Genomic DNA, 23,660 nt, shown 5'->3' with positions numbered 1-23,660 from the left:
CAATGTGTCGACAGCCTCGGCATGACACTATACATAAATTGTTTCGAGGGTATCTTGGATTTGTTGAAAATGATTGATAGAATATAAAGCGCTATCCACCTTCCCAAACCCGTACTCCGCATATATAAAAGGTATCTCATTCTTCTTCGCGGCCTCAAAATCACCCATCGTATCCCCCACATAAACGGGATTTTTCAACTGATTTCGATCGACGATCATTCCTATATTTTCAGCTTTAGGTCTGCCGGTAGTGCCCGAACATTCATGGTCAGTAAATAAATGTTCAAGCTGATGTTGATCTAAAAAATTCTCTATGTATCCTGAAAGACAATTGCTCACAATAAAAAGCGGATATTTTTTGGCAAGTGCGGTCAATAGCTCTCTTACATCCGGATAAAGCTTGCCGCCGTGTTCACGCATGTGAAATTTTTCCTGCTCAGCGTAGGCATCAGCCATTTTCTGGTATTCTTCTTTTGGCAAAAAGGTGAAATACTGCGCGAAAATATCATCCAGCAATTTACCGGCAAATGCATGGGCATGTTGCTGAGTGATCACAAAATCCGTTACGCCCTTATTTTGCAATGCTTTATTCCATGCCTTTACACAAGATTCAGACGCATCCCAAAGCGTGCCATCCAAGTCGAAGATCAGTCCGTCAATCTTCAATTCTGAAATCTTTTGATGGTTTCAGTAATATGTGCCAGGTGGTGTTTGCCGTGCCAGGCGTATATTGCAAGATTGCGTTTTAAGGGTATGGTGTCGCCCGATTCAGGATGAACGAACGTACGGTTCCATTGCTCTTCGGTAAAGCTTTCGAATAAAGCCACCAGGTGCTGATGTATACCTTCGAGCATTTTAAGCGATGGTTCGACCGGCAGGCGGTAATCTGGCAATAATGCCCAATCTGCTTCTTCATACGCTTTTATGGTCGGCTTTTCTTCAGTCAATGCCCATTTAAATCGGATAATGGAATTCATGTGGCTATCTGCAACATGGTGGACTACCTGACGGATGGTCCAGCCACCGGTGCGGTATTGTGTATCCAGTTGTTGCTCGGTAAGCCCCAATACTGCATTGCGCATTTTGCCGGGTAAAGTTTTAATGTCATTAATCCAACCATTTATGGCGTGTTGCGTATACGAAACGGGTGGTTTAAACTTGCCGGTGGGGTACCTTAATTCTTCGTCTGTCATAGTTTTAATTGATTGTGGGTTGATTAATGTGGTGAATGTTGTTCAGGACAAACAAGCATTCGCGTAAAAATAGCAATTTTAGCGATGTGTTGTCTTGGTGCGAGGCAAGCTTTCATATATTTTAGCGTTTACACTGTGTTTATTTAAACCGATGATAAAAAAATTACTAATACCCCTGCTGTCTTTAGTGTTTACTTTTTCCCGTGCCGAGACGATCAAAACAGATGTTTTGGTGATCGGAGGCGGAGCCAGCGGAATTGCAGCGGCTATACAAAGTGCACGCAGCAAGGTAAAAACATTATTGGTTGAACCCGGTCCCTGGCTGGGCGGTAGCATGACCATGGGTGGTATGTCTGTGCTGGAAGCCAACCGCAATTTACCATCGGGTATATGGGGTGAATTTCACAGAAAAGTGACTGATTACTACCGGCCGCGTTTGGGTTATGATACTACCCATAATTCTATCCTTCGCTTTGAACCTTATACCGGAGCTGAGATTTTGAAGAAGATATGCGATACGGTTAAGAACCTTACCGTCAAAATGAAAACACCCTGGACGTCCGTTAAAAAAGATGGCACTGGCTGGGAAGTAACCATTATGGTAAATGGAGAAGCGGTTAAAGTGGATACCAAAGTGCTGATAGACGGGACCGAAACAGGCGAGGTTGCGGCGAAGGCGGGTGCTAAGTTTGAAGGGAATACCGACACGGAGCGAATAGTCTGCATTGCTATTTTGAAAGATTTCGGGCGGAATGCCGATAAAACCATTGCTAAACCGTTAGAATATGATGCATCGGCCTATTCCTGGCTAAAAGCCAAAGATATTAAGCAAATGCTTCGCGCCGGGAGTATTCCCAATGATAAATATATGATCGATTGGGATAAGTATAACAACAGTAACGCTGGCGCAATAACGAATAAGGACGAACTTTATAAAAAGGCCAAACTGCGCACATTGGGGCTAGTGTATTACCTGCAAACGGAATTAGGCTATAAGAACCTGGGGCTGGACGGTCAGTTTGGTACGCCAGATAATTTGCCCCCTGTTCCTTTAGTTTTGGAAAGCAGGCACGTGAAAGGGGCGGTAAGAATGGTAATGGACGATATCACCAAACCTTATGAACGTGAATCAAAATTGTACCGGACAACGATTGCAGTAAGTGACGCTGTTCCGACAGGTATTCAATTTGACAAATTTCCATCTCACACTATTCCTTTAGGTTCGATTGTGGTTAACGATTTGGATAATGTTCTGGTAACTGAAAAGGCACTGTCAGTAACCGATGAGGTGAATAATAGTACCATGTGTCCGTCAGTGCAGATGACATTGGGCCAAGGCGTAGGTGCAACTGCCGCGTTTTGCGCCTTCTTTAAAACGACCACCAAACATTTGCATGTGAGAATCATACAGGGTGAAATACTGGATTATAAAGGATATTTATTGCCAATCACCGATATCGCACAAAAAGACCCTCATTGGAGGGCTGTGCAGCAGGTTTGTGCGACAGGCTTGCTAAAAGGTGTCCAAAAATCAAATGGAAATAGCATAGAAATACATTTTGAGCCCAATGATATGGTCAACACTGAAGAAATAAAGCCTGTTCTCTTAGAGATTTATACCCGTGCATTTTTGTGGTTCAATAAAGAGAAGCCCGGCGATAAATTTACTTTGGGGAACCTGCTTTCGCTCATTAGTGATTATACACTGACGGACCCTAAAACTTTGCAGCTGCATCTGCAAAAAGCATGGGCGCCTCAGTTTAAGTTAACAGGAACTTTCGATTTGAACCGCCCTATAACGCGTCTGGAATTTGCGGTGCTAACCAACAAATATTTAAACCCTTTTGCGAAAACGGTTGATCTGAGTGGAAGAGTAATAAATTAAGTTCGTGCGTTGTGTAATGCTGAGGCACTTGAAGCATAGCGGGGGAAGGCCATACCGCACTGCATTTCGAGTACCTCAATGTGACACCGCCTTATGTTTTTCTCGATTTGAAAGTAATGGCTCCGTGATTCTTTCAGGCCATCCCCCGTGCTGCCCGCGCTAACTCTATTTCAAAACCGCATACAAATGTTCGTCCAGAATCTCGCCGCCTTTGATGACCGCATTTTTCATTATGCCTTCTTTTGTATAGCCGGCTTTTTCCAGTACCCGCATAGATGCGGGGTTTTTGCTATAAACACTTGCCTGTATGCGTATAAAATCGAGATATGTAAATGCATAATCAGTCACCAGCTTTACAGCTTCGGGCATTATGCCTTTGCCCCATAATTCTTCGCTTAGCCAGTAACCAATGATAGCCGTTTTGCGATAAACATCCTGCCTCGGCTCTAGGCCTATACCACCGATCACCTCGTCATTAATGGTGATGGCAAAGTTGAGGACAGGATCTTGACCGGCCAGAACATTAACCCAGTTGACAGCATCTTCTATTGTATAGGGTGATGGAAAACGGTCCATCAGGCAGGCGGAGACCTTTGGATTATTGGCATTTTTTTGAAGCGATACCTCATCGCCTTTTTTCCAACCGCGGATAATAAAACCGTTTCCCTGTAATGGTATATCAGGCATGCTGCTAATATACCATTAAGCAGAAATAAGTGGACTTCTTTTTAGGTATCTTAGCTTGATAAATGAAAATAGCAATCCTTTTTTTAACGATCATACTTTTCGCCGGATGCTCCAATCATCCCAGACTTGTTGATTTAAAGATCAGCCTGACAGATAGCAACCGCTCGCTGAAAATTGCCGGCTTTGATAAGCTGATCATAGCAGATATCGGTCGCGACACCAATAATGAAGCATGGGAAAGCTTGCTGCCGGTTTATAAGATGCCCTCGGATACTGATATGAAGGATTATCAAAATGTTCAGCCGGGGAAATACGCAGTTAAGGACAGTTTGGTAATCTTCACTCCCGATACCGCATTTAAAAGGGGTCAGGCCTATTTTTTGAGGCATTTCCGGCATGGTGAGGGAACAAGCGCCTGGAAGTATATTAGGGAAAAGAAAAGGCCCGGAAGTATAAGCTATAAAGATTTGGTTTTTAGCTATTAAATGCGCTCAGGTATTGAATTTTAAATAATAATTTGTATATTTGCAGCGTAATTAAAAGAATTAGAGGGGGCAGTAGTCCCCTCTTTTATTTTACCTGCATGATCATCGGCCTAAAAATACGGATAAATGGACATTGAAAAGAGGGTGACACAACTGGTTGAGGAAAAGATCGCCGACAGATCCGACCTGTTTTTGGTGAGTGTAAAAATGCATTCAAGCGGAAAGCTGATCATATTGGTCGATGGTGATAAGGGCATCGGTATTGCCGATTGCGCGGCTATCAGCAGACATGTAGGTTTTCATTTGGAAGAAGAGAATATCATAGAGAACGCCTACAACCTGGAAGTATCGTCCCCGGGCATCGATGCACCACTGGTACTGCCCCGCCAGTATGTAAAAAACGTGGGCAGGCAGTTGGCTATAAAAATGGCCGATGGCAGCAAAAAAGAAGGCAGACTGACCGGTATGACCGAAGATGCCGTGTTAATAGAGGAAATAAAAAAAGAAAAGGGGAAAAAGGCTGAAGCAATTGAAAGCGCTGTCCCTTTGGCACAGATAACAGAAACAAAAGTTTTAATATCATTCAAGTAAAAAATGAGCAATATTAATTTAATTGAGTCTTTTCAGGAGTTTAAAGACTTCAAAAACATTGACCGCCCAACCATGATGAGTGTTCTGGAAGACGTTTTCAGAAGCATGATCAGGAAGAAGTATGGTACGGATGAGAATTGTGATGTGATCGTAAATACCGATAATGGTGACTTAGAGATCTGGCGCACGCGTACCGTAATGGAAGATGGTTTTTCTGAAGACGACGACCTGGAGATTGAATTAGCAGAAGCACACAAATATGACGAGGACCTGGAAGTAGGCGATGAATATGTGGAGCAGATCACACTGGAAAGCTTTGGCCGCCGTGCTATTTTGGCTGCACGTCAGACGCTGGTTTCAAAGATCCTGGAGTTGGAAAAAGACGAGATTTTCAAAAAATATAAAGACCGCGTGGGCGAGATCGTAACTGGCGAAGTTTACCAGGTTTGGAAAAAGGAAACCCTGGTGCTGGATGACGAAGGCAACGAGTTATTGCTGCCAAAATCAGAGCAGATACCTGCCGATTATTTCAAAAAAGGCGATAACGTGAAAGCGGTGGTAAGCAAAGTAGATATGATGAACAGCAATCCGAAGATCATCATTTCGCGCACTGCACCTGAGTTTTTACAGCGCTTGTTTGAGCTGGAAGTACCGGAAATTTTCGACGGTCTGATTACCATTAAGAAAATAGTACGCGAACCAGGAGAAAGAGCGAAAGTTGCGGTAGAATCTTATGATGACCGTATCGATCCGGTAGGCGCCTGCGTAGGTATGAAAGGATCGCGTATTCACGGTATTGTTCGCGAGTTGAAAAATGAAAATATCGACGTTATAAACTATACGAATAATTTACAGTTATACATTCAGCGAGCATTGTCGCCTGCAAAGATCACATCTATTAAACTGGATGATGAGAAGAAAACAGCAGCAGTGTACCTGAAACCCGACCAGGTATCATTGGCTATCGGTCGCGGTGGACATAATATCAAACTGGCAGGTAAATTAACCGGCTACGAAATTGACGTTTACCGTGAGGCTGATGAGCAGGATGAAGACGTGGATATTGAAGAATTCTCAGATGAAATAGACAGCTGGATCCTTGACGAGTTTAAACGCATTGGCCTTGATACAGCGAAATCAGTCCTGGCTTTAAGCGTTGGCGAGTTGGTAAAACGCACCGATCTGGAAGAAGAAACGGTGAAAGAAGTGTTGTCTATTCTGCAGGCTGAGTTTGAATAAACTAAATAAGCAAAATTAAAATCGTATTTTTGCATTATCCAAGCAGAGAAAGTAATATTAAATGTCAGAAGACAAAGGAATAAAATTAATAAAAGCAGTAAAGGAACTCAACATTGGGATGGGTACCATCGTCGATTTTTTATCCGCAAAAGGATATAAAGTTGAAAAGCAGCCTATGGCTATGCTTAGCGGTGATATGTACAATACGCTGTTGAAAGAATTTGCTGCTGACAAAATTATTAAAGAAGAGGCCAAGCAGATTAGTATCGGCAAGATCAGGAAGGAGGAGCCTGTTCAGACCCCGGAGAAACCGGTTGAACAGCGCCGTTCGAGAGATTTTGAAAACGAGGAAATACTGATCAAAAATACCGGCCATTTTTCTACTCCGGTTGAGAAACCGAAGCCAGAGCCAGCAAAGGCTGAAGAGCGTAACGATGTAAATCTTCCGGGTGTGAAGGTAGTGGGTAAGATTGATCTGGATGCACCGTATCGTAACGAGAAGAAAGAAGAACCGGTAGTTGCTAAGAAAGAGCCGGCGCCGGAAGTAAAACCGGAACCCAAAGAAGAGATAAAGGCACCAGTTGCAAAAGCTGAACCGGAACCGGTTAAAGAGCCGGCCAAACCAGTGGTTGAAAAACCTGTGGCAGAGCAACCGGAAGCAGTAGCCGAAGAACCTGAAAATGAAGTGATCCGTGCAAGAGCACAGCGTTTAAGCGGTCCGAACGTAGTTGGTAAAATACAATTACCGGTAAATGAGCCCAAACGCAACCAGCCGGTAGCTTCGTCATCTAACGCTAATAGTGCAGCCGATCATAAGCGTAAAAGAAAACGTAAAGAAGGCGGCGGCCCTCAACAGGGAGGCGGTAACCAGCAACCGCAGGGTAATGGTGCCCCGAATCATCCTAACAGGCCGCAGGGGGACTTCAGAAACAGGAATCAAAATGCAGGCGGTAACCGGCCGGATTTCAGAAGAGGTGCACCAAGTACACCTAAAGAAGAACCTTCAGAAAAAGAAATACAAGACCAGATTAAGGCAACACTTGCCCGTTTGAGCGGTGCAGGTAAATCAGGAAAATTTGCGCAACGTGCTAAATTCCGTCGTCAAAAACGTGATGATGTTGCAGCAAGTGCCGAAGAACTGGCATTAGAACAGGAACTGCAGTCGAAAGTATTGAAGGTAACAGAGTTTGTTACCGCAAACGAGTTAGCATCCATGATGGATGTGCCTGTTACGCAGATCATCTCTACCTGTATGAGTTTGGGGATGTTCGTATCCATTAATCAGCGTTTGGATGCAGAAACTTTAACCATTGTGGCCGATGAATTTGGCTACCAGGTTGAGTTTGTAAAACCCGAAGACGAAGAAGCCAATCTGGATACACCGGACGAACCGGAAGATTTGTTGCCACGTGCGCCGATTGTAACCATCATGGGTCACGTTGACCACGGTAAAACGTCGTTGCTCGACTTTATCCGCAAAACCAACGTAATTGCAGGTGAGGCCGGCGGCATTACGCAGCACATTGGTGCTTATGAAGTAACACTACCTGATAATAAAGGTAAGATCACTTTCCTGGATACACCGGGTCACGAAGCATTTACCGCGATGCGTGCCAGGGGTGCCCAGGTAACCGATATTGTAATTATTGTGATCGCTGCTGACGATAGTGTGATGCCTCAGACACGTGAGGCTATCAATCACGCCCAGGCAGCAGGCGCACCCATGATATTTGCTTTCAATAAAATTGATAAGCCAGGCGCTAATGCCGATAAGATACGCGAACAATTATCAACCATGAATATTTTGGTTGAAGAATGGGGCGGTAAATTCCAATCGCAGGAAATATCAGCCAAAACTGGTCTGAATGTAGACAAGTTGCTGGAAAAGGTATTGCTTGAAGCTGAATTGCTTGAACTAACAGCTAATCCGAACAAACGTGCTGTTGGTACAGTGATCGAAGCCGCTTTAGATAAAGGTCGCGGTATTGTGACCACCGTATTGGTACAGGCCGGTAAACTGAAAGTAGGTGACCCAATATTGGCAGGCTGTTATAGCGGTCGTGTAAAAGCATTGACCAATGAGCGTGGTCAGCGTGTAGAATTTGCAGGCCCATCAACACCGGTTCAGGTGTTGGGTATGCAGGGAGCGCCAACAGCAGGCGATAAGTTCAATGCGATGGAAAGTGAAGTTGAGGCACGCGAGATCGCCAATAAACGCATGCAGTTGCAGCGTGAACAGGGCTTACGTACCCAGAAACACATTACCCTGGATGAGATTGGTCGCCGTTTAGCTGTGGGTAACTTTAAAGAGCTTAACATCATCGTTAAAGGTGACGTGGACGGATCAATCGAGGCGTTATCAGACTCTTTACTAAAACTTTCGACCGAGCAGATCCAGGTAAATATTATATCGAAAGCGGTTGGTCAGATTTCTGAATCTGACGTATTGCTGGCTTCAGCCTCCGATGCGATCATTATTGGTTTCCAGGTGCGCCCATCAACCGGTGCGCGTAAACTGGCCGAGCAGGAGCAGATCGATATCAGGCTTTACTCAATTATCTACGATGCGATAAACGAGATCAAGGCGGCAATGGAAGGCATGCTTGCTCCTACCTTTGAAGAGAAGATTGTTGCGAACGTTGAAATTCGTGAAACCTTCAAGATCAGCAAGGTGGGTACTATCGCCGGTTGTATGGTACTGGATGGGAAAATCACCCGTAACAGCAAAATACGTATCATTCGCGAAGGTGTAGTTATCTACACAGGTGAGTTAGCTTCATTGAAACGCTTTAAGGACGACGTGAAAGAAGTAAACGCAGGTTATGAATGCGGTTTGAATATCCAGAACTTCAATAATATCGAAATAGGTGATATTGTTGAGGCTTATGAAATAGTAGAAGTTAAGCGTAAGCTTTAATTTATAGCTCGTTGAAAATTTAAAGGCTCGCTGCTTACAGTGAGCCTTTTTGTTTAGTGCCTTTTCAGCATGTGATGATGGCGTTTTACACTATGATGCCTTTTGTGATGGTGTGCTGTCTGTGCGTTTGCCACATGATAGCTAAATGATGCGAGCAAAATAATCACTAATACCTTTAACGCTTTCATAAATATTCGGTTTAAAGTCGATTTAAATCACAATTTAATATAAATGTATAAAAACGATTTTTAGACGGAATCGATAGCTAATTATTGTGTATGATAAAAAATAAGAGGTACGTCGTAACAAGATTAATACAAATAGGCTAATTGACGCGTATTTAGACCAGAAATTTGGTTTATAACTAAAGAGTTAGTAAATTCCTTCCGCTTTGCCTGATCAAATTGCAAACCAAATTATTGAATGGAGAAACATATATTAAGAATATATATTTTATGCTTTTTAAGCTTTTTTTTTATCATCAGATCATTTGGTCAGACAGCATCTGCTGATAGCGTTAATTTACAACAAACAGTTTCCCACTTTTTTAAATCTATAAATGAGGAATCCCGATTATACAATGGTCACGAATATTTGCCTTACGATCCTCAAATAAAAAACAGTGCACTTTTTCCTTACGAGGCAAAAACCTGGGCCCCTGGTTATATAAATTACGATGACGTAGTGTATGAGAATGTACCAATGATGTATGACGTAAACAAAAACGTTGTCGTTGTGCTTTTGTATAACAAATTTTCAATGTTTAGTTTATTGAGTGACCGGGTACGCGATTTTAACTATTTAAATCACCGTTTTATCAGGCTCGACGCCGATCAGATCAGTGACAACCAGGCGGGACTAACGACGGGTTTTTATGAACAACTTTATACCGGTAAAATAGTAATTCTGGCAAAAAGAATGAAGAACATTCAGACCACGTTGAGTGCCTCGACGGGTCCCGAAACATACTTTTATGAAAAGAATGATTATTATCTAAAAAAAGGGAACGCCTATTATAAGATTAATGGCAAAGGCTCTATGTTAAAAATATTGAAAGAAAAGAAAAGCGAGCTTCAAAAATATATTAAACAAAATAATATTGATTTTGGGAATAACCCGGACGAAGCAATGGCTAAAATAGCGTCATATTATGATCATTTGACCAATTAACGTTTTGTGTCTTAGTAAAAAAATCATTACAAGCAATAGAAACACGCTGAAAAGCTAACTAATTATAAAGCCACTATCGCCCTATTATCCTAATGAAAAAAATTTACCTTTTAGGCTTGTGTATTTTGGTCCTCTTTAAAATGGCAAACGCTCAGGATAAGGAAGAAAAATTAATAAATGTCGACTTTCATTCGGCCAGGATCCAACAATTTGCGGATGATCTGCAGTCAAAAACCGGATATCATTTTTATTACGAACAGACACAATTTGATAGTTTGAAAATCACCCTGCAAGCAACCAACAGGACGCTTCCGGCTATTTTGTATATGGTTTTTGATAAAACAGAGTATCATTTTTCAATTTTTGACCAAAACGTTTTCTTAACTAAAGGACGTGAAATGCGACCCAATCTGGCCGCCGGCTTTTTTACCTCAACGTCCGCCGCTGAACATCCCCCTCAAAGTATAGTAGACTATTCGGAAGAGAAAACGGCAAAAGTGCCTGAAGCAACCACAGAAAACAAAATGTATGAGATTGGACTCAGGACAGGCAACTTAAAGGGCACCGCAAACCTGGCAGGCTATGTAAAAAATGTCAAAACTGGCGAAGGGATAATTGGAGCAAGTATTTACAACCCGGATACTAAAATCGGTATCGCTACAGACCAGTTTGGTTATTATTCGCTGACTTTGCCTAAAGGCCGGCAAACGCTGGTAATTAAAGGACTGGGGATGAAAGACACCCGTAGAAAGATCGTGCTGTATTCGGACGGAAAGCTGAACATTGAGATGCAGGAACAGGTGACTTCGTTAAAAGAAGTAAAGATTTCGGCAGAAAAGGTGGCAAATGTGCGTAGCGTAGAGATGGGGGTGAATAAGCTGGACATTAAAAGCATCAAACAGATCCCAACAGCCTTCGGTGAGGCCGATGTCCTCAGAGTGGTGCTGACCTTGCCGGGTGTACAAACGGTAGGCGAAGCCACTACAGGCTTTAACGTCAGGGGCGGTTCTGCCGATCAGAACCTGATCTTGCTGAATGATGCTACCATTTATAATCCTTCACACTTCTTTGGATTTTTCTCGGCCTTCAACCCGGATATTGTAAAAAATATTGAGTTATATAAAAGCACTATTCCCGAAAAATATGGAGGCAGGCTGTCCTCGGTACTGGATGTAAGTGATCGCGAAGGGAATAAGAAAAAATTTACAGGAACTGCCGGCATAGGTTTGCTTACCAGCAGGCTGAATGTGGAAGGACCAATCATCAAGGATAAGACCTCGTTTATCTTTGGTGCGAGGACAACCTATTCCGATTGGCTGCTAAGCATGCTGCCTGAGGCCTATAAGCATAGCGCAGCCTCGTTCTATGACGGCAACTTTGAAATCACTCATCAGATAGATGACAAAAACAGTTTGTATCTGACGACATATTTAAGCCAGGATAAATTCCGGCTAAACAGCGATACGGCTTACAGCTATAGTAACAAAAACGCTAATATTAAGTGGAAGCATAGCTATAACAACAAGCTATACAGCGTATTTATGACTGGTGTAGACGATTACCAATATGATGTATCCAGTTCTGACAACCCGGTGAATGCCTATAAGCTGAAGTTCTCGGTAAGGCAATACGATTTGAAGACAGATTTTAACTATTACCTGAATCCCAAAAACGCGATAAACTTTGGACTTAGTTCAATTTACTATAAGCTCAATCCGGGCGACAATGAACCGAACGGTTCAAAATCGCTGTTGGCACCAGACCGTGTGCAAATGGAGCAAGCGCTGGAGAGTGCATTGTATATAGGCGACAAATACGATATCACCCCGAAACTGTCAGTAAATGCAGGGATCAGGTATTCATTGTATGCCTATCTTGGCCCGCAAACGGTTGACCATTATGCACCTAACCTACCAAAGGAAACCGTAAACATAATAGATAGTACCACCTATAGCAAAAATAAAGTGATCAACACTTATCAGGGACCGGAGATTAGATTATCCGCAAGATATTCTATAAGCGACAATACCTCGCTAAAGGCATCATTCAATACCCTGAGACAATACATTCATTTATTGTCTAATACAACAGCGATATCACCGACTGACACCTATAAACTAAGTGATCCGAATATTAAACCGCAGATTGGCAGACAGGCATCGTTAGGAATATATCATAATAACCAATCAAATACGATAGAGATGTCAGTAGAAGGGTATTACAAATGGATTAGCAATTATCTGGACTACAAAAGTGGTGCAACACTAATACTAAACCACCATATTGAACAAGATGTATTGGAAACGCAGGGGAAAGCGTACGGGGTTGAGTTCCTGGTGAAAAAAACGGCAGGTAAACTTAACGGTTGGCTGAGCTATACTTATTCAAGAACTTTCCTGAGACAAGACGACCCGAATGCTGGTGAGCTGATCAATGGTGGCGCTTATTATCCGGCTAATTATGACAAACCACATGCAGTAAACTTTAACGGAAATTACAGATTTAGCCATAGATTTAGCATCTCTTTTGATGTCACCTATAGTACGGGCCGACCAATTACGTTGCCAATAGCTAAATACGAATACGCAGGATCAGAGAGAGTATTTTATTCTGACAGGAATGAATACCGTATACCTGATTACTTCAGGACAGATTTTTCGATGAATATTGAAGGTAACCATAAGGTTCATCAGCTAACCCACAACTCATGGACGATAGGTGTGTACAATCTTACAGGACGGGCTAACGCTTATTCAACTTTCTTTAGTGAGCAGGGAGGAGCAATTAATGGCTACCAACTTTCAATATTTTCAAAACCAATTCCATTTATCAATTATAATATAAGGTTCTAAGTGATGAAATATCTTTATTTATATGCGCTCGTTTTACTCACCATTGTGACCGTAAGCTGTAAAAAACCTTATAACCCCAAACTGCCCTCTTTGCAAAGTAATTACCTGGTAGTTGAAGGAGTAATAAATAGCGGCCAGGATTCCACGGTTATCCGTTTGAGCAGAACAGTAGCTTTAACGGAATCAATAAAAGCAATCCCGGAACAGAACGCCCAGCTTACAATAGAGAGTGATCAAAATGCTACTTATCCTTTGCAGGAACTGGGGAATGGAACATATGTTTCGTATTCCTTAAATCTTCCGGTATCAAACAAATACCGTTTACATATCAGAACGCAATCCGGCAAGGAATATATGTCAGACTACGAATCTGTAAAAAATACCCCCGCTATTGATAGTATAGGATTTATTCAACAGCCCAATGGAATACAATTATATGTGAATACGCATGATCCGAACAATGATACCCGTTATTATCGTTGGGATTATGCAGAAACATGGAATTTTCATGCTAAGTACCAGGCAGGGTATATTACTAACGGTACTGAGCTGGTTAGTCGTACGGAGGCACAGCAGATTTACACTTGTTTTGCAAATCATTTCTCAAATGACATAGTGTTGGCTTCCTCGGCTAAATTAATAAATGATGTTATTTACCAGAACCCGTTAACCCAGGTATCGTCAACATCCGAGAAGTTAGAAACTAAATACAGTATTCTGGTAAAGCAGTATGCCTTGACCAAGGAGGAATATAGTTTTTGGCAGAACCTTAAGAAGAACACCGAACAATTAGGCAGCATTTTCGATGCACAGCCGTCTGAAGTACCAGGAAATATTCATTGCATTACCGATCCATCAGAACCAGTGCTGGGTTACGTTGGAGTCACTAACATTCAGCAAAAAAGAGTATTTATTAGCAAAGATCAATTGCCACAAACATGGACGGCAGCTTACCCATACCAGTGCGATTTAGATAGTATGTTTCTTCATTCCTTTACTGGTCAGAATCAGGTGGCTTCGTTTTTAATTCCACTTGGGAGCACGCAGTTTGCGATTGCGCCATTTACTGATCGGCGAGGCACTTTGCTTGGTTATCTGGCTACTGGCGCGCAATGTGCCGATTGCACAATAAGAGGTACAACTACGATACCATCATTCTGGAAATAAAGAAATAATGAGCAATACATTGTTTAGTTGGCTAAACTATAAGATATAAAATATGGTAATCTTATTCAGAAATATAATATGTGGTTTTTTGCTGGCTGCGCTCGCTACATTAAATTCACAGGCTCAGCTGTTGACTGAGGTACAAAGCAGTTTTAAAGACCATAGCCAGCTTGTCCTGCAGGAAAAAGTATTCGTTCATTCGGACAAGGGGGCTTATCTGACGGGTGAGATACTTTGGTTTAAAGTATATGTTGTGGACGGCAGTTTCCACAAACCATTTGACCTGAGCAAAGTGGCTTATGTTGAAGTTTTGGATGATGCTCTAAACCCCGTAATGCAGGCCAAGGTGGAACTGCACAATGGCACTGGAAGCGGATCGTTATATATACCTGTAACGCTGAACAATGGTAATTACCATTTGCGTGCATATACCAACTGGATGAAGAATTTTAGCCCTGATTTTTATTTTGATAAAAAAATCACCATCGTAAACCCGCAAAGAGTCCCTGTTTTAACTAAAATAAATACAACGGATTTCGATATCCAGTTTTTTCCCGAAGGCGGCGAGCTGGTAAACGGCTTAACCAGCAAGGTTGGTTTTAAAGCTATTAGCAAAAGTGGTAAGGGTATTGATTTTACAGGCGCGGTGATCGATCAAAAAAATGATACCGTTGTAAAATTTCAGCCCTTAAAATTTGGCATGGGACATTTTTCATTTGCGCCCATTGAAGGTAATACCTATAAAGCAGTGATTAAAGCCGGTGATGCACCTGTTGTAAAAGACCTGCCAAAGGTTAATGAAAAAGGGTACGTAATGACATTGACCGATAATGGTTCAGATAAACTGCAGGTTACGGTGAATAGCAATGTCGTTAGTTCTGACGGGTCAGTTTACCTGTTTGCGCACACCAGACAGGCTGTAAAGGTGGTACAAAGAGCTCCGGTAGTTAATGGTAGAGCAGCCTTTGTTTTCGATAAGGCGCTTTTGGGTGAGGGTATATCGCAATTAACGCTTTTTGACGGCGATAGGCACCCGGTATGTGAGCGACTGTATTTTAAACGTCCTGTAAAAAACCTGGTAATTGATGCCGCTCCAGATCAGCAGAATTACGGTAGCCGAAAAAAAGTAAATATTTTGCTGGATGCAAAAAATCAATCGGGCAAACTTTCAGAGGCCAATTTATCCATGTCTGTATATCGCCTGGACGCATATCAAACTCTTGAACCGGGTGATATAGCAAGTTATTTCTGGTTAAGTTCGGATCTGCGGGGAAATATAGAATCACCGGAATACTATATCCGGAATAACTCAGCCGAAGCTACAGAAGCAGCAGATAACCTGATGCTGACACAGGGCTGGCGCCGTTTTCAATGGAATGATGTGTTGCAAAATAAACCGGCTTCATTTGCCTTTTTGCCCGAGTATAATGGGCATATTGTTGCGGGGAAGATCATCAATACAGCAACCAATACACCTGCATTTGATGTGATCGCATATTTTTCTGTACCTGGTAAAAGAGTACAATTGTTTACTGCCAAGAGCGATACCGCCGGACACATCCTGTTCAATACCAAAGATTTGTATGGTCCAGGCGAAATTGTGGTTCAGACCGATTCACATCGCGATACCACCTATCATATCGATATCCAGAATCCGTTTTCTGAACAGTTCTCAAAAAATCCTTTACCCCCATTTGGGCTCACTCCGGATATGCAAAAGCCCCTTGAATTGCAAAACGCAGCAATGCAGGTGCAAAATATTTATGCGGGGAGTAAGACTAAGCAATTTTATGAGCCATACATAGATAGTACCGGTTTCTACGGAAGGCCCGACAAGGTTTACAGGCTTGATGATTATACCCGTTTTACCACAATGGAAGAAGTTTTGCGCGAATATATCAGAGAAGTAAATGTATTCCACCCGCATAAAACATTCGAAATAAGAATAATCGGCGATAAAGGCTTTTTGGATAGTGATCCGCTGGTGATGCTTGATGGCGTACCCATATTTGATATGAACAAAGTGATGGCAATCGACCCATTAAAAATAAAACGGCTCGATGTGATTAAAGACAGATACTTCTGGGGGGCTGCTGATGCGGAGGGTATATTGAGTTATGCCAGCTACAAATCTGATCTTGCCGGTGTAGAGGTAGACCCTCATGCTGTGGTGATGGATTACGAAGGAATGCAATTGCAAAGGGTGTTCTATTCACCCGTTTACGATACGGAAGCACAGATATCGAGCCACACGCCTGATTTCAGGAACCTGTTATATTGGGCGCCGACAATAAGAACTACTACTACAGGCAAAAATCAAATATCGTTTTATACATCCGATGAAGAAGGAAAATATGTTGCTATTATACAGGGCATGACCGCAAATGGGGAATCCGGCAGCCAAAGTTTCACTTTCGATGTAAAGAAATAAGCAGGCTAATCCTTACAAAAGGGAATTCCTATAACCTATTTGAATGCAGGACAAGGATAGATCTTTCGGCTCTCACCCATTATCAGTTGTTTATTGTCTTTATAATATCGGCTTGTGATATCTTTAAGAGAATCCTGGGTTGGATAACAGATGCCAACCATACCAGTAAGCGAGTAAATAATATTCTGTGAAGAAACTCTTGCATCCTTGTGTTGTAACAGGTTTGATATTTTATCGGGATACTTAGCTTCCAGTTTTGGCGAATACCACACAAAAAGAGGTACATGTGCTATATATTTGGTTGGAGGCGACCCCTGGTGATGCGAAGTTAAACCTCTGTTGTCATCCATCAGATCCTCCCCATGGTCGGAGATATAAGTGACTGATGAAAAGGCATTCTGTTTATTAACCAGGGCAATCACACTGTCGATTACCGCATCGGTATAACATATACTATTATCATAACTGTTTATTAGTACATCTTTGAATTTCTTGTCGGTCATTTTGGTGGTGATGGTTTTATTGCTTGGTTTAAACATGTCGAATTGATCGGGATACCTTGCGCTATAGCTATAATGACTGCCTAAACCATGAATGATAACGAATTTCTTATTTCCAGGCTGGTTCAAGACTTTTTCTAGGGTGTCGACCAATTGCATATCCATAACCACATTTTTGGTCGATCTGAAATCAGTCAGCAAATAATATCCTTTTTGTGCTTCTAACGAGTGTATTTTGAAATACCCTAAATAATCTGTCTGATTAGTGATCCAGTAGGACTGAAACCCAATCTCATTAAATGCGCCGATAATTCCTTTGCGATGAAAATTTGATTCATAATGATCAGCCCCGACGCCAGTTAAAAGCAGAGGTACTGCCCATTCAGTCATAAAGCCTCCAGCGGCAGCATCGCTAAAAGAGACAAGGTTTTTTCTTTTTGATAGATTGGGAGAGGTATTTCTCGGATAACCATTAATCCCCCAATGGTCATAGCGGCTGCTCTCGCCAATAATTAATATGTGGATCTGTTTGTCTTTAATAGATGTATCCTGTCGGCTGTGGTAGTAAAAGTTTTTTCGCTCGCTTTCGCCTTCCCTAACAAATTTTTCCTGGTAAAAAACACGGGTAATGCCATTTATTACATTGCCGGGGAATATATCATATAGAGCGTCTTTTATATTTTCAGAGTAACTGACATGATGATCATAAATAGGTAGTGGTGATATGGCCAACGCCATTAATGAAACGGAAGAAATGTAAACCGTCTTTTTGGTATTCACCGTGTTTGGGACCCTGAGGTACAACAAATAAAGACCAAATAGATATATCACCATAAAGATGATCAGTACGACGAAATAACTCCGTAGTAATTCCAGGGCCTCATTGTGGTTGGTATTCAGGATCATTAGAATGGTTGCTTCTGACATTTCAGAATGGAAGTAGAGTATATATGCCAGGTTGAATGGAACAATCAAAAGAATAGGTATCAGACATATTAGATACAGTCTTAAATGTTTCCTGAACAGAAAAAGGGGTATAAGAAAGATCAGCAAACCAAAGATGAATGTAAATACACCCTTCACGAACTGATGACGCAGAATATTAAACAGCAATTCAGAAAACGGAATTACAGCTAAAATTAATAAAAACGGAATAATAGATAACGCATTCCCCCGGTGGAATGCACGGCTTATAATTGGTTGCATGTTACATGCGTGTTAATGCTATGTTAATTTTACATAAACAAACTGAAGTTATTCTGAAGAATACGGAAGCATAGCCCGGATGGTGGCCTGTGAAAATGACGAAGGGTTCAAAAAAATTGTAATAAAACAGATACAAACCAGCAACCGGGCTGCCGGGTTATACTATTTATGTTAAATACACGTAAATAGTCAATCTGAGGCCGTTTTTAAAAGAGATTAGAATTGCATTAAAATTGATTGACGCTTAAACCCGGTACCTATTTTTGAATCTAATAAAGCAAATAAAAAAAATAAGAATTACAAATTCTGGTTATAAAGATCATGAAAAGGTTATTTAAATATACTTCAGTATTTGCGCTGGCAGGATTTCTTTCGCTAACATTTGTTTCGACCGCTAATGCTCAGCGTGGTTTCCATAGTGGGGGCGTCCGGGTTGCTGTAGGCGGGGGCTTTGGTGGCGGTGGTATCGGTTTTCGCAGTGGCGTTGGTGTAGGCTTCCGTACGGGTGTATATGGGCGCGGATATTATAGTTACCCGGGTTTGGGTTTCCGTATAGCTGTTCTCCCATATGGTTATTACCCGTTTTATTGGGGTTCTGATCTGTACTATTATTATGGCGGGGTATTTTACAGGCCATATGATGGTGGTGGATATGAGGTAACTGTCCCTCCGGTGGGTGCCGAAGTACCCGGCTTGCCAAAAGGTGCCAGCTCAATTGTAATAAACGGTCAGCAATATTATGAGTTTAATGGTGTTTACTACCAGGCTATTGTTAATGATAAAGGTAAAACAGTATATGTAATAGCCGGAAAAGATGGCGTATTAAATACTAATGGCGATGACGCTGTTGATAATCCCCCTGCGCCGCAAGTTGGTGATGTTATAAATCAATTGCCAGATAATTGCCGCAAAGTAAAACTCAACGGTAAGAAATATTTTGTCTCTCCTGACGGTATCTACTACGAAGAGTTTACCGATGCTAATAATATGAGGGTATACAGAATTGCCAGCATACCGATGGACGACGAAAAGCAAAACTAATATCATCTACATATGTCAAACATGCCCGGCTCAGGTCGGGTTTTTTTGTTTTCTGATCGGTGTAATAATTTAAACCGTACCAAATAAACCTTTCATATCGTTAATAGTCTATAAGATATTATACTCAGGAAAACGAGATTATGAAAAGATGGTTTAAATATGTGTCGGTATCCGCATTCACAGGGTTACTGACAATAGCGCTGTTCGCCACAGCAAATGCGCAGCACCGCGGTGGTGGTGGCGGCTCCCATGGTGGCGGCGGCGGCTTCCATGGCGGTGGCGGTGGAGGTTTCCACGGCGGCGGCGGTCATAGCGGGGGATTTAGTGGTGGTGGTTTCCGTGGAGGAGGTGGCTTTCATGACGGCGGAGGTTTTCGTGGCGGTGGCAGCGCTCATAGTGGAGGATTTGCCGGTGGCGGCTTCCGCGGGGGAAGTGCTTTTCGCAGCGGAGGTGGATTCCGGGGTAACGTAGATGCTCGCGGAGGGTCCGCTTATCGGGGGTCATTCGGAGGCAGATCCGGTATGGCCTATCGTGGTCCTGTAAGAGGTGGAGTAGGTGTAAATAGTTATCGCGGTGGTTATGGTTACCGCGGAACATATGGCTATCGCGGCGGTTACGGATATCGTGGTGGCGCTTATTATCATGGTGGCAGATATTACGGGGCCTACCGCGGCGGGTTCTATCGTGGCCATTATTACGGCTATCACGGCTACTATGGCCCCGGCTTCCGCTTTGGCTTTGGATGGGGATATCCGCATATAGGGTTGTATCTGGGCGTTTTGCCATGGGGGTGTTATTCATTCTACTGGGATTCATATCCATACTATTATTACGGAGGAACTTTCTACAGGCCATACAATGGCGGATATGAGGTAGTAGTACCACCTGTTGGTGCGGCTGTACCTTCGTTGCCATCGGGCGCGGAGCCAATCACTATTGACGGTATACTGTATTATGAATATAACGGAGTGTACTATGAGCAAAGCCAGGATGAAAATGGCCGCTCGATATACATAGTGGCTGGTAAAGACGGCGTATTGAATACAGATAATGCAAATGCAACTATAAATGATCAGCCGATGTCTGACAATGATGACCCTATTATGGATAATAGCAGTACCGATCAGTCAGAAAATACAGTTTATGCATCTAACCTTAAAGTTGGTGATATAGTAGATCAGTTGCCCGAGGATTGCCGCAAAGTCACCCTGAATAACAAGAAATTCTATGTATCTCCTGATAATGTTTTTTACGAAGAATTTAAAGATGCTGATGGTACCGGATACCGTGTTGCAAGCGTACCAGGAGCGAATGATTGAGTGATTGTCAAACATGTCTATGGAAAGGCCCCGGTAAACGGGGCTTTTTGTGTTCTTCCACGTCCTCAAAAAAGGTCAATTATATGGCTTTTAATGAGTTTGGATATTGAAAAGACTTCATATACTGCCGTTTAGCCTGTTGGCATCGGCTTTGACACTTAGGTGTGAACGTATTTGAAAAATGAAAAACCTGAATCGCATATCTTTAATAACTTCAGTTTGCATACTTCTTCTGGGTTCTGCCTGCCATACCCGGAACAAAACACAGAAGGGTGCCGCTATAGGTGCCGGAACAGGAGGAATAGTTGGTGGTTTTATCGGAAAATCAGCGGGCAATACAGCTTTAGGCACAATAATAGGCGGTGCAGTTGGCGGAACGGCGGGTGCCTTTATCGGCCACAATATGGATAAGCAGGCAAATGAACTTAAAAGCTCCATCCCCGGAGCTACAATAACACGGCAGGGCGAGGGGATCATTATCAATTTTGATTCAGGGATTTTGTTTGATGCGGGTAAAGCAGATTTAAAATCCGAAAGCCAAACCAATCTTCAAAACCTGGCAACTTCGCTGGAGAAAAATCCGGAAACAGATATTCTGATCGTTGGTCATACGGATAATAAGGGCGATGGTAATAGTAACATTGACCTGTCGGTGCGACGGGCAGCGGCAGTAAAGGCCTACCTGGTCGATAACCAGGTTAAAGCATTTCGCCTGAAAATTGATGGTCGGGGTGCAACAGAACCTATAGCTGATAATAATTCTACGAAAGGCCGTGCATTAAATCGCAGGGTTGAGATCGTGATTGTCGCGAACGATAAAATGAAAAAGCAAGCCGAAGCCGAAGAAAAATAGCAATAGCGGAGTTTGATTATTTGAAACTTATGCAATAAAATATTGCAAAAAATTCGGGCAAAAATAAAAGCCCCCTCACTCTTGCAGTTTGGGGGCTTTCAACCTAAACCTTATCACAATTAAACCGGCAAGAATGCCAGTTCACATTAAGTATTACAATTACTATACCAATAGGCGTTTGCCAATGTCATTTTTAGCCTATGCGTCCAAATTGACTTTTCAATGTGTTTTTTAACCTATACACTGTTTAATTTTCTTTACATAAGTGTTTCCTTTGTAGTACAGTCGCGGACTCGTTATACTTGTTTTGATACACCTTTTCTGCGCAGCCAGGCGTCAAAAAGGAATAAACCCAGCACAATGTCAAAAAACAGGAAGCCTTCTAACACTGGTTTGCTCAGATAATTTTTTATGTCAGGAAGTCGCAGGTTGTCAGGCAGATGTACTGAAATATTGGCAGTCCCTGTGTGTACGTTTGATATGGTCAGGATTAGTAAAAGCGCAATGCTGACAATAAAGAACCCTGAAATGCCTTTTATGATCCTTTTATTTATGCCTGCTTTTAACGGCTGCCGGGCATGTTCGGCACGGATGGCTTCCATTACATTATAGGTGAACGCCATGGGCGGCTCATCCAGCTCCACTTTTGAGAACTCCTTGTTCAGGGCCAGCAATTGTTCATATTTGCGGCGATAAACCTCGTCCTGTCCAATTAATATATCAATGGCTTTCCTCTCCTCATCTGAGCAAGTGCCGTCAATATAGTTCCAAAGTTTTTCCTCTATCGTATTCATATCAATTCTTTCACCTCGTGCTTTAAAGTATGCTCCAGCTTCTCCTTCAAACGCTGCCGCGCCCTGAATAGTTTAACTTTAACCGTATTAGCCTCAATGCCCAACGTTTGGCCGATTTCCTCAAGTGATTGTTCACCCATATAAAATAAGGTGATGATGGCCGCATCATCAGGCATCAGCTGTGTTATAGCCTGGTTCAGGTAATACGACCTCGATTTGTTCTCGGCCGAATTAACATCATGCGACAATGAACTATTCTCTAACTGAATATAAGTATTTTCATCGTCAATCGAATCAGTGTCAACCCTTTTCTTTCGTAAGAAGGTCATCGCCGTGGTGTAAACAATGCTATACAGCCAGGTACTATACTTTGACTGCCGCTGAAATGCTGATAATGAGCGGTAAGCTTTGATAAAGCAGTCCTGTGCAATCTCTTCGGCGTCCTCCCGGTTTTTTGCAAAACGCAGGGCGAGTGTAAAAACAAATCGCTGGTGCCGTTTTACCAGATCAGCATACGCCGCCTGGTTCCCCGCCAGTGTCTGTTCTATCAATTCTATATCCGAAAGCTTGCTTTGCATTGTATACACTCTCTCTGACGACCTCACGGCTGGTTAGGTTACAGCCCTTGTGTAAATATACTTGGTTTTTGGTTGTAATGGTTGTAGTTGTTATAAAGGTTGTAGAAGTTATAAATGTTATAAAGCCTGCGCTCCCTCCCTCTCCAACCCTTACAACTTCTACAACTTTTTTTAAAACAACTGTAACCTGCTCGAAAAGCATGTCGTCATAGCTTACAAATACGCCATTGGGGCGGTTTGAAAGCCAAAAAATTATTAACTTAAAAAAATAAACACGATGAATAATTTAGATACACCCGAATTTGGAATGATGACGGGAATAATTATTTCCCTCGGTTTCTTTGCCATGATCTTCGGAATAATTTACCTCTACAAAAGAGAAAGAATGGCAATGATAGAAAGGGGAATGGATCCACGCAGATATAAACCACAATCTGCACCTTATCAAACATTAAAGTGGGGGTTATTATTAATAGGCGCCGGTACTGGGTTGTTCCTGGCTTATTTAATGGACCGCACCATCTTCAAAAGCATCGAAGATGATAATCAGGCCATCTACTTTGCACTGATCGCAATTTTCGGCGGATTAGGTTTATTCGCCTCTTACCGCATCGAAAAGAAAGAAATGCCGGTTAGTAACGGGCAGGAATAAATTTGTTGAGGAGGTAAAAGCTCAAAGGTGAAAGGTAAAGGGTTAGTCCCGATATCTTTCACCTTGTCTTTTTAATAGCCTTTTGCCTTTGACCGTTCTT

Annotated in this window: 20 protein-coding genes; 13 read left to right on the top strand and 7 right to left on the bottom strand. The window is 42.3% G+C overall.

Annotated features, from left to right (window positions below; translation table 11 throughout):
* Window positions 1–27: 27 nt before the first annotated feature.
* Together Q3A68_RS10585 and Q3A68_RS10580 are read right to left on the bottom strand one after the other, a co-directional pair.
* Complete coding sequence (locus Q3A68_RS10585) at window positions 28–666, bottom strand: HAD family hydrolase (protein WP_302901054.1); 639 nt, start codon at window positions 664–666, stop codon at window positions 28–30.
* Window positions 663–1,193, bottom strand: coding sequence for a YfiT family bacillithiol transferase (locus Q3A68_RS10580; RefSeq protein ID WP_302901053.1), 531 nt, complete (start codon window positions 1,191–1,193; stop codon window positions 663–665). The genes Q3A68_RS10585 and Q3A68_RS10580 overlap by 4 nt, the downstream gene beginning before the upstream one ends.
* 151 nt (window positions 1,194–1,344) lie before the next feature.
* On the opposite strand from Q3A68_RS10580, the gene Q3A68_RS10575 reads away from it, so the two are divergent.
* Window positions 1,345–3,078: an FAD-dependent oxidoreductase gene (locus Q3A68_RS10575; protein ID WP_302901052.1), complete on the top strand. Its 1,734-nt coding sequence runs from the start codon at window positions 1,345–1,347 to the stop codon at window positions 3,076–3,078.
* 165 nt (window positions 3,079–3,243) lie between these two features.
* On the opposite strand, the gene Q3A68_RS10570 is transcribed toward Q3A68_RS10575, so the two are convergent.
* Window positions 3,244–3,765 carry a GNAT family N-acetyltransferase gene (locus Q3A68_RS10570; RefSeq protein WP_302901051.1) on the bottom strand — a complete coding sequence of 174 codons (522 nt, stop codon included), beginning with the start codon at window positions 3,763–3,765 and terminating at the stop codon, window positions 3,244–3,246.
* A gap of 62 nt (window positions 3,766–3,827) precedes the next feature.
* On the opposite strand from Q3A68_RS10570, the gene Q3A68_RS10565 reads away from it, so the two are divergent.
* From Q3A68_RS10565 to infB, 4 genes are all read left to right on the top strand, one after another.
* Entirely contained in the window at window positions 3,828–4,250 is a 423-nt protein-coding gene (locus Q3A68_RS10565; protein WP_302901050.1) for a hypothetical protein, read from the top strand.
* A 126-nt stretch (window positions 4,251–4,376) separates the two neighbouring features.
* Entirely contained in the window at window positions 4,377–4,841 is a 465-nt protein-coding gene (rimP, locus tag Q3A68_RS10560; protein ID WP_302901049.1) for a ribosome assembly cofactor RimP, read from the top strand.
* A gap of 3 nt (window positions 4,842–4,844) precedes the next feature.
* Window positions 4,845–6,080, top strand: coding sequence for a transcription termination factor NusA (gene nusA, locus Q3A68_RS10555; protein WP_302901048.1), 1,236 nt, complete (start codon window positions 4,845–4,847; stop codon window positions 6,078–6,080).
* A 61-nt stretch (window positions 6,081–6,141) separates the two neighbouring features.
* Entirely contained in the window at window positions 6,142–8,997 is a 2,856-nt protein-coding gene (gene infB, locus Q3A68_RS10550) for a translation initiation factor IF-2 (protein WP_302901047.1), read from the top strand.
* A 53-nt stretch (window positions 8,998–9,050) separates the two neighbouring features.
* Here the strand turns inward: infB and Q3A68_RS10545 are convergent, their stop codons facing one another.
* Window positions 9,051–9,185: a hypothetical protein gene (locus Q3A68_RS10545; RefSeq protein WP_302901046.1), complete on the bottom strand. Its 135-nt coding sequence runs from the start codon at window positions 9,183–9,185 to the stop codon at window positions 9,051–9,053.
* A 235-nt stretch (window positions 9,186–9,420) separates the two neighbouring features.
* Here Q3A68_RS10545 and Q3A68_RS10540 point away from each other — a divergent pair, with 235 nt between their 5' ends.
* From Q3A68_RS10540 to Q3A68_RS10525, 4 genes are all read left to right on the top strand, one after another.
* On the top strand, window positions 9,421–10,167 hold the full coding sequence (locus Q3A68_RS10540; protein WP_302901045.1) for a hypothetical protein: 747 nt from the start codon (window positions 9,421–9,423) through the stop codon (window positions 10,165–10,167).
* 140 nt (window positions 10,168–10,307) lie between these two features.
* Window positions 10,308–13,019, top strand: coding sequence for a TonB-dependent receptor (locus tag Q3A68_RS10535; RefSeq protein WP_302901044.1), 2,712 nt, complete (start codon window positions 10,308–10,310; stop codon window positions 13,017–13,019).
* 3 nt (window positions 13,020–13,022) lie between these two features.
* Window positions 13,023–14,186 (top strand): DUF4249 domain-containing protein, encoded by a 1,164-nt coding sequence (locus Q3A68_RS10530; protein WP_302901043.1) that lies wholly within the window; start codon window positions 13,023–13,025, stop codon window positions 14,184–14,186.
* 52 nt (window positions 14,187–14,238) lie between these two features.
* Window positions 14,239–16,617 carry a hypothetical protein gene (locus Q3A68_RS10525; RefSeq protein ID WP_302901042.1) on the top strand — a complete coding sequence of 793 codons (2,379 nt, stop codon included), beginning with the start codon at window positions 14,239–14,241 and terminating at the stop codon, window positions 16,615–16,617.
* A gap of 35 nt (window positions 16,618–16,652) precedes the next feature.
* On the opposite strand, the gene Q3A68_RS10520 is transcribed toward Q3A68_RS10525, so the two are convergent.
* Window positions 16,653–18,323 carry a phosphoethanolamine transferase gene (locus tag Q3A68_RS10520; protein WP_302901041.1) on the bottom strand — a complete coding sequence of 557 codons (1,671 nt, stop codon included), beginning with the start codon at window positions 18,321–18,323 and terminating at the stop codon, window positions 16,653–16,655.
* A gap of 321 nt (window positions 18,324–18,644) precedes the next feature.
* Between Q3A68_RS10520 and Q3A68_RS10515 the strand changes: the two genes are divergently transcribed.
* The 3 genes from Q3A68_RS10515 to Q3A68_RS10505 all read left to right on the top strand — a co-directional run bounded on the left by Q3A68_RS10515 (window position 18,645) and on the right by Q3A68_RS10505 (window position 21,536).
* Window positions 18,645–19,364, top strand: a complete 720-nt coding sequence (locus tag Q3A68_RS10515; RefSeq protein WP_302901040.1) for a DUF6515 family protein — start codon at window positions 18,645–18,647, stop codon at window positions 19,362–19,364.
* A 140-nt stretch (window positions 19,365–19,504) separates the two neighbouring features.
* Window positions 19,505–20,683, top strand: a complete 1,179-nt coding sequence (locus tag Q3A68_RS10510) for a DUF6515 family protein (RefSeq protein ID WP_302901039.1) — start codon at window positions 19,505–19,507, stop codon at window positions 20,681–20,683.
* Between the two features lie 181 nt (window positions 20,684–20,864).
* The gene (locus tag Q3A68_RS10505; protein WP_302901038.1) at window positions 20,865–21,536 is read left to right on the top strand and encodes a YiaD family glycine zipper/OmpA-like lipoprotein; all 672 of its coding nucleotides are present in this window, start codon (window positions 20,865–20,867) and stop codon (window positions 21,534–21,536) included.
* Window positions 21,537–21,832: 296 nt separating this feature from the next.
* Here Q3A68_RS10505 and Q3A68_RS10500 read toward each other — a convergent pair whose 3' ends face one another.
* On the bottom strand, window positions 21,833–22,330 hold the full coding sequence (locus tag Q3A68_RS10500) for an anti-sigma factor family protein (RefSeq protein ID WP_302901037.1): 498 nt from the start codon (window positions 22,328–22,330) through the stop codon (window positions 21,833–21,835).
* Window positions 22,327–22,908, bottom strand: coding sequence for an RNA polymerase sigma factor (locus tag Q3A68_RS10495; protein ID WP_302901036.1), 582 nt, complete (start codon window positions 22,906–22,908; stop codon window positions 22,327–22,329). Before Q3A68_RS10495 ends, Q3A68_RS10500 begins: the two co-directional genes overlap by 4 nt.
* 277 nt (window positions 22,909–23,185) lie before the next feature.
* Between Q3A68_RS10495 and Q3A68_RS10490 the strand changes: the two genes are divergently transcribed.
* Window positions 23,186–23,560: a DUF6249 domain-containing protein gene (locus Q3A68_RS10490; RefSeq protein WP_302901035.1), complete on the top strand. Its 375-nt coding sequence runs from the start codon at window positions 23,186–23,188 to the stop codon at window positions 23,558–23,560.
* The last annotated feature ends 100 nt before the right edge of the window (window positions 23,561–23,660 follow it).

The sequence above is a fragment of the Mucilaginibacter tolerans genome, from assembly GCF_030519375.1.
In the GTDB taxonomy this organism is placed as follows: Bacteria; Bacteroidota; Bacteroidia; order Sphingobacteriales; family Sphingobacteriaceae; genus Mucilaginibacter.
This window is presented reverse-complemented; position numbering and strand designations above follow the sequence as displayed.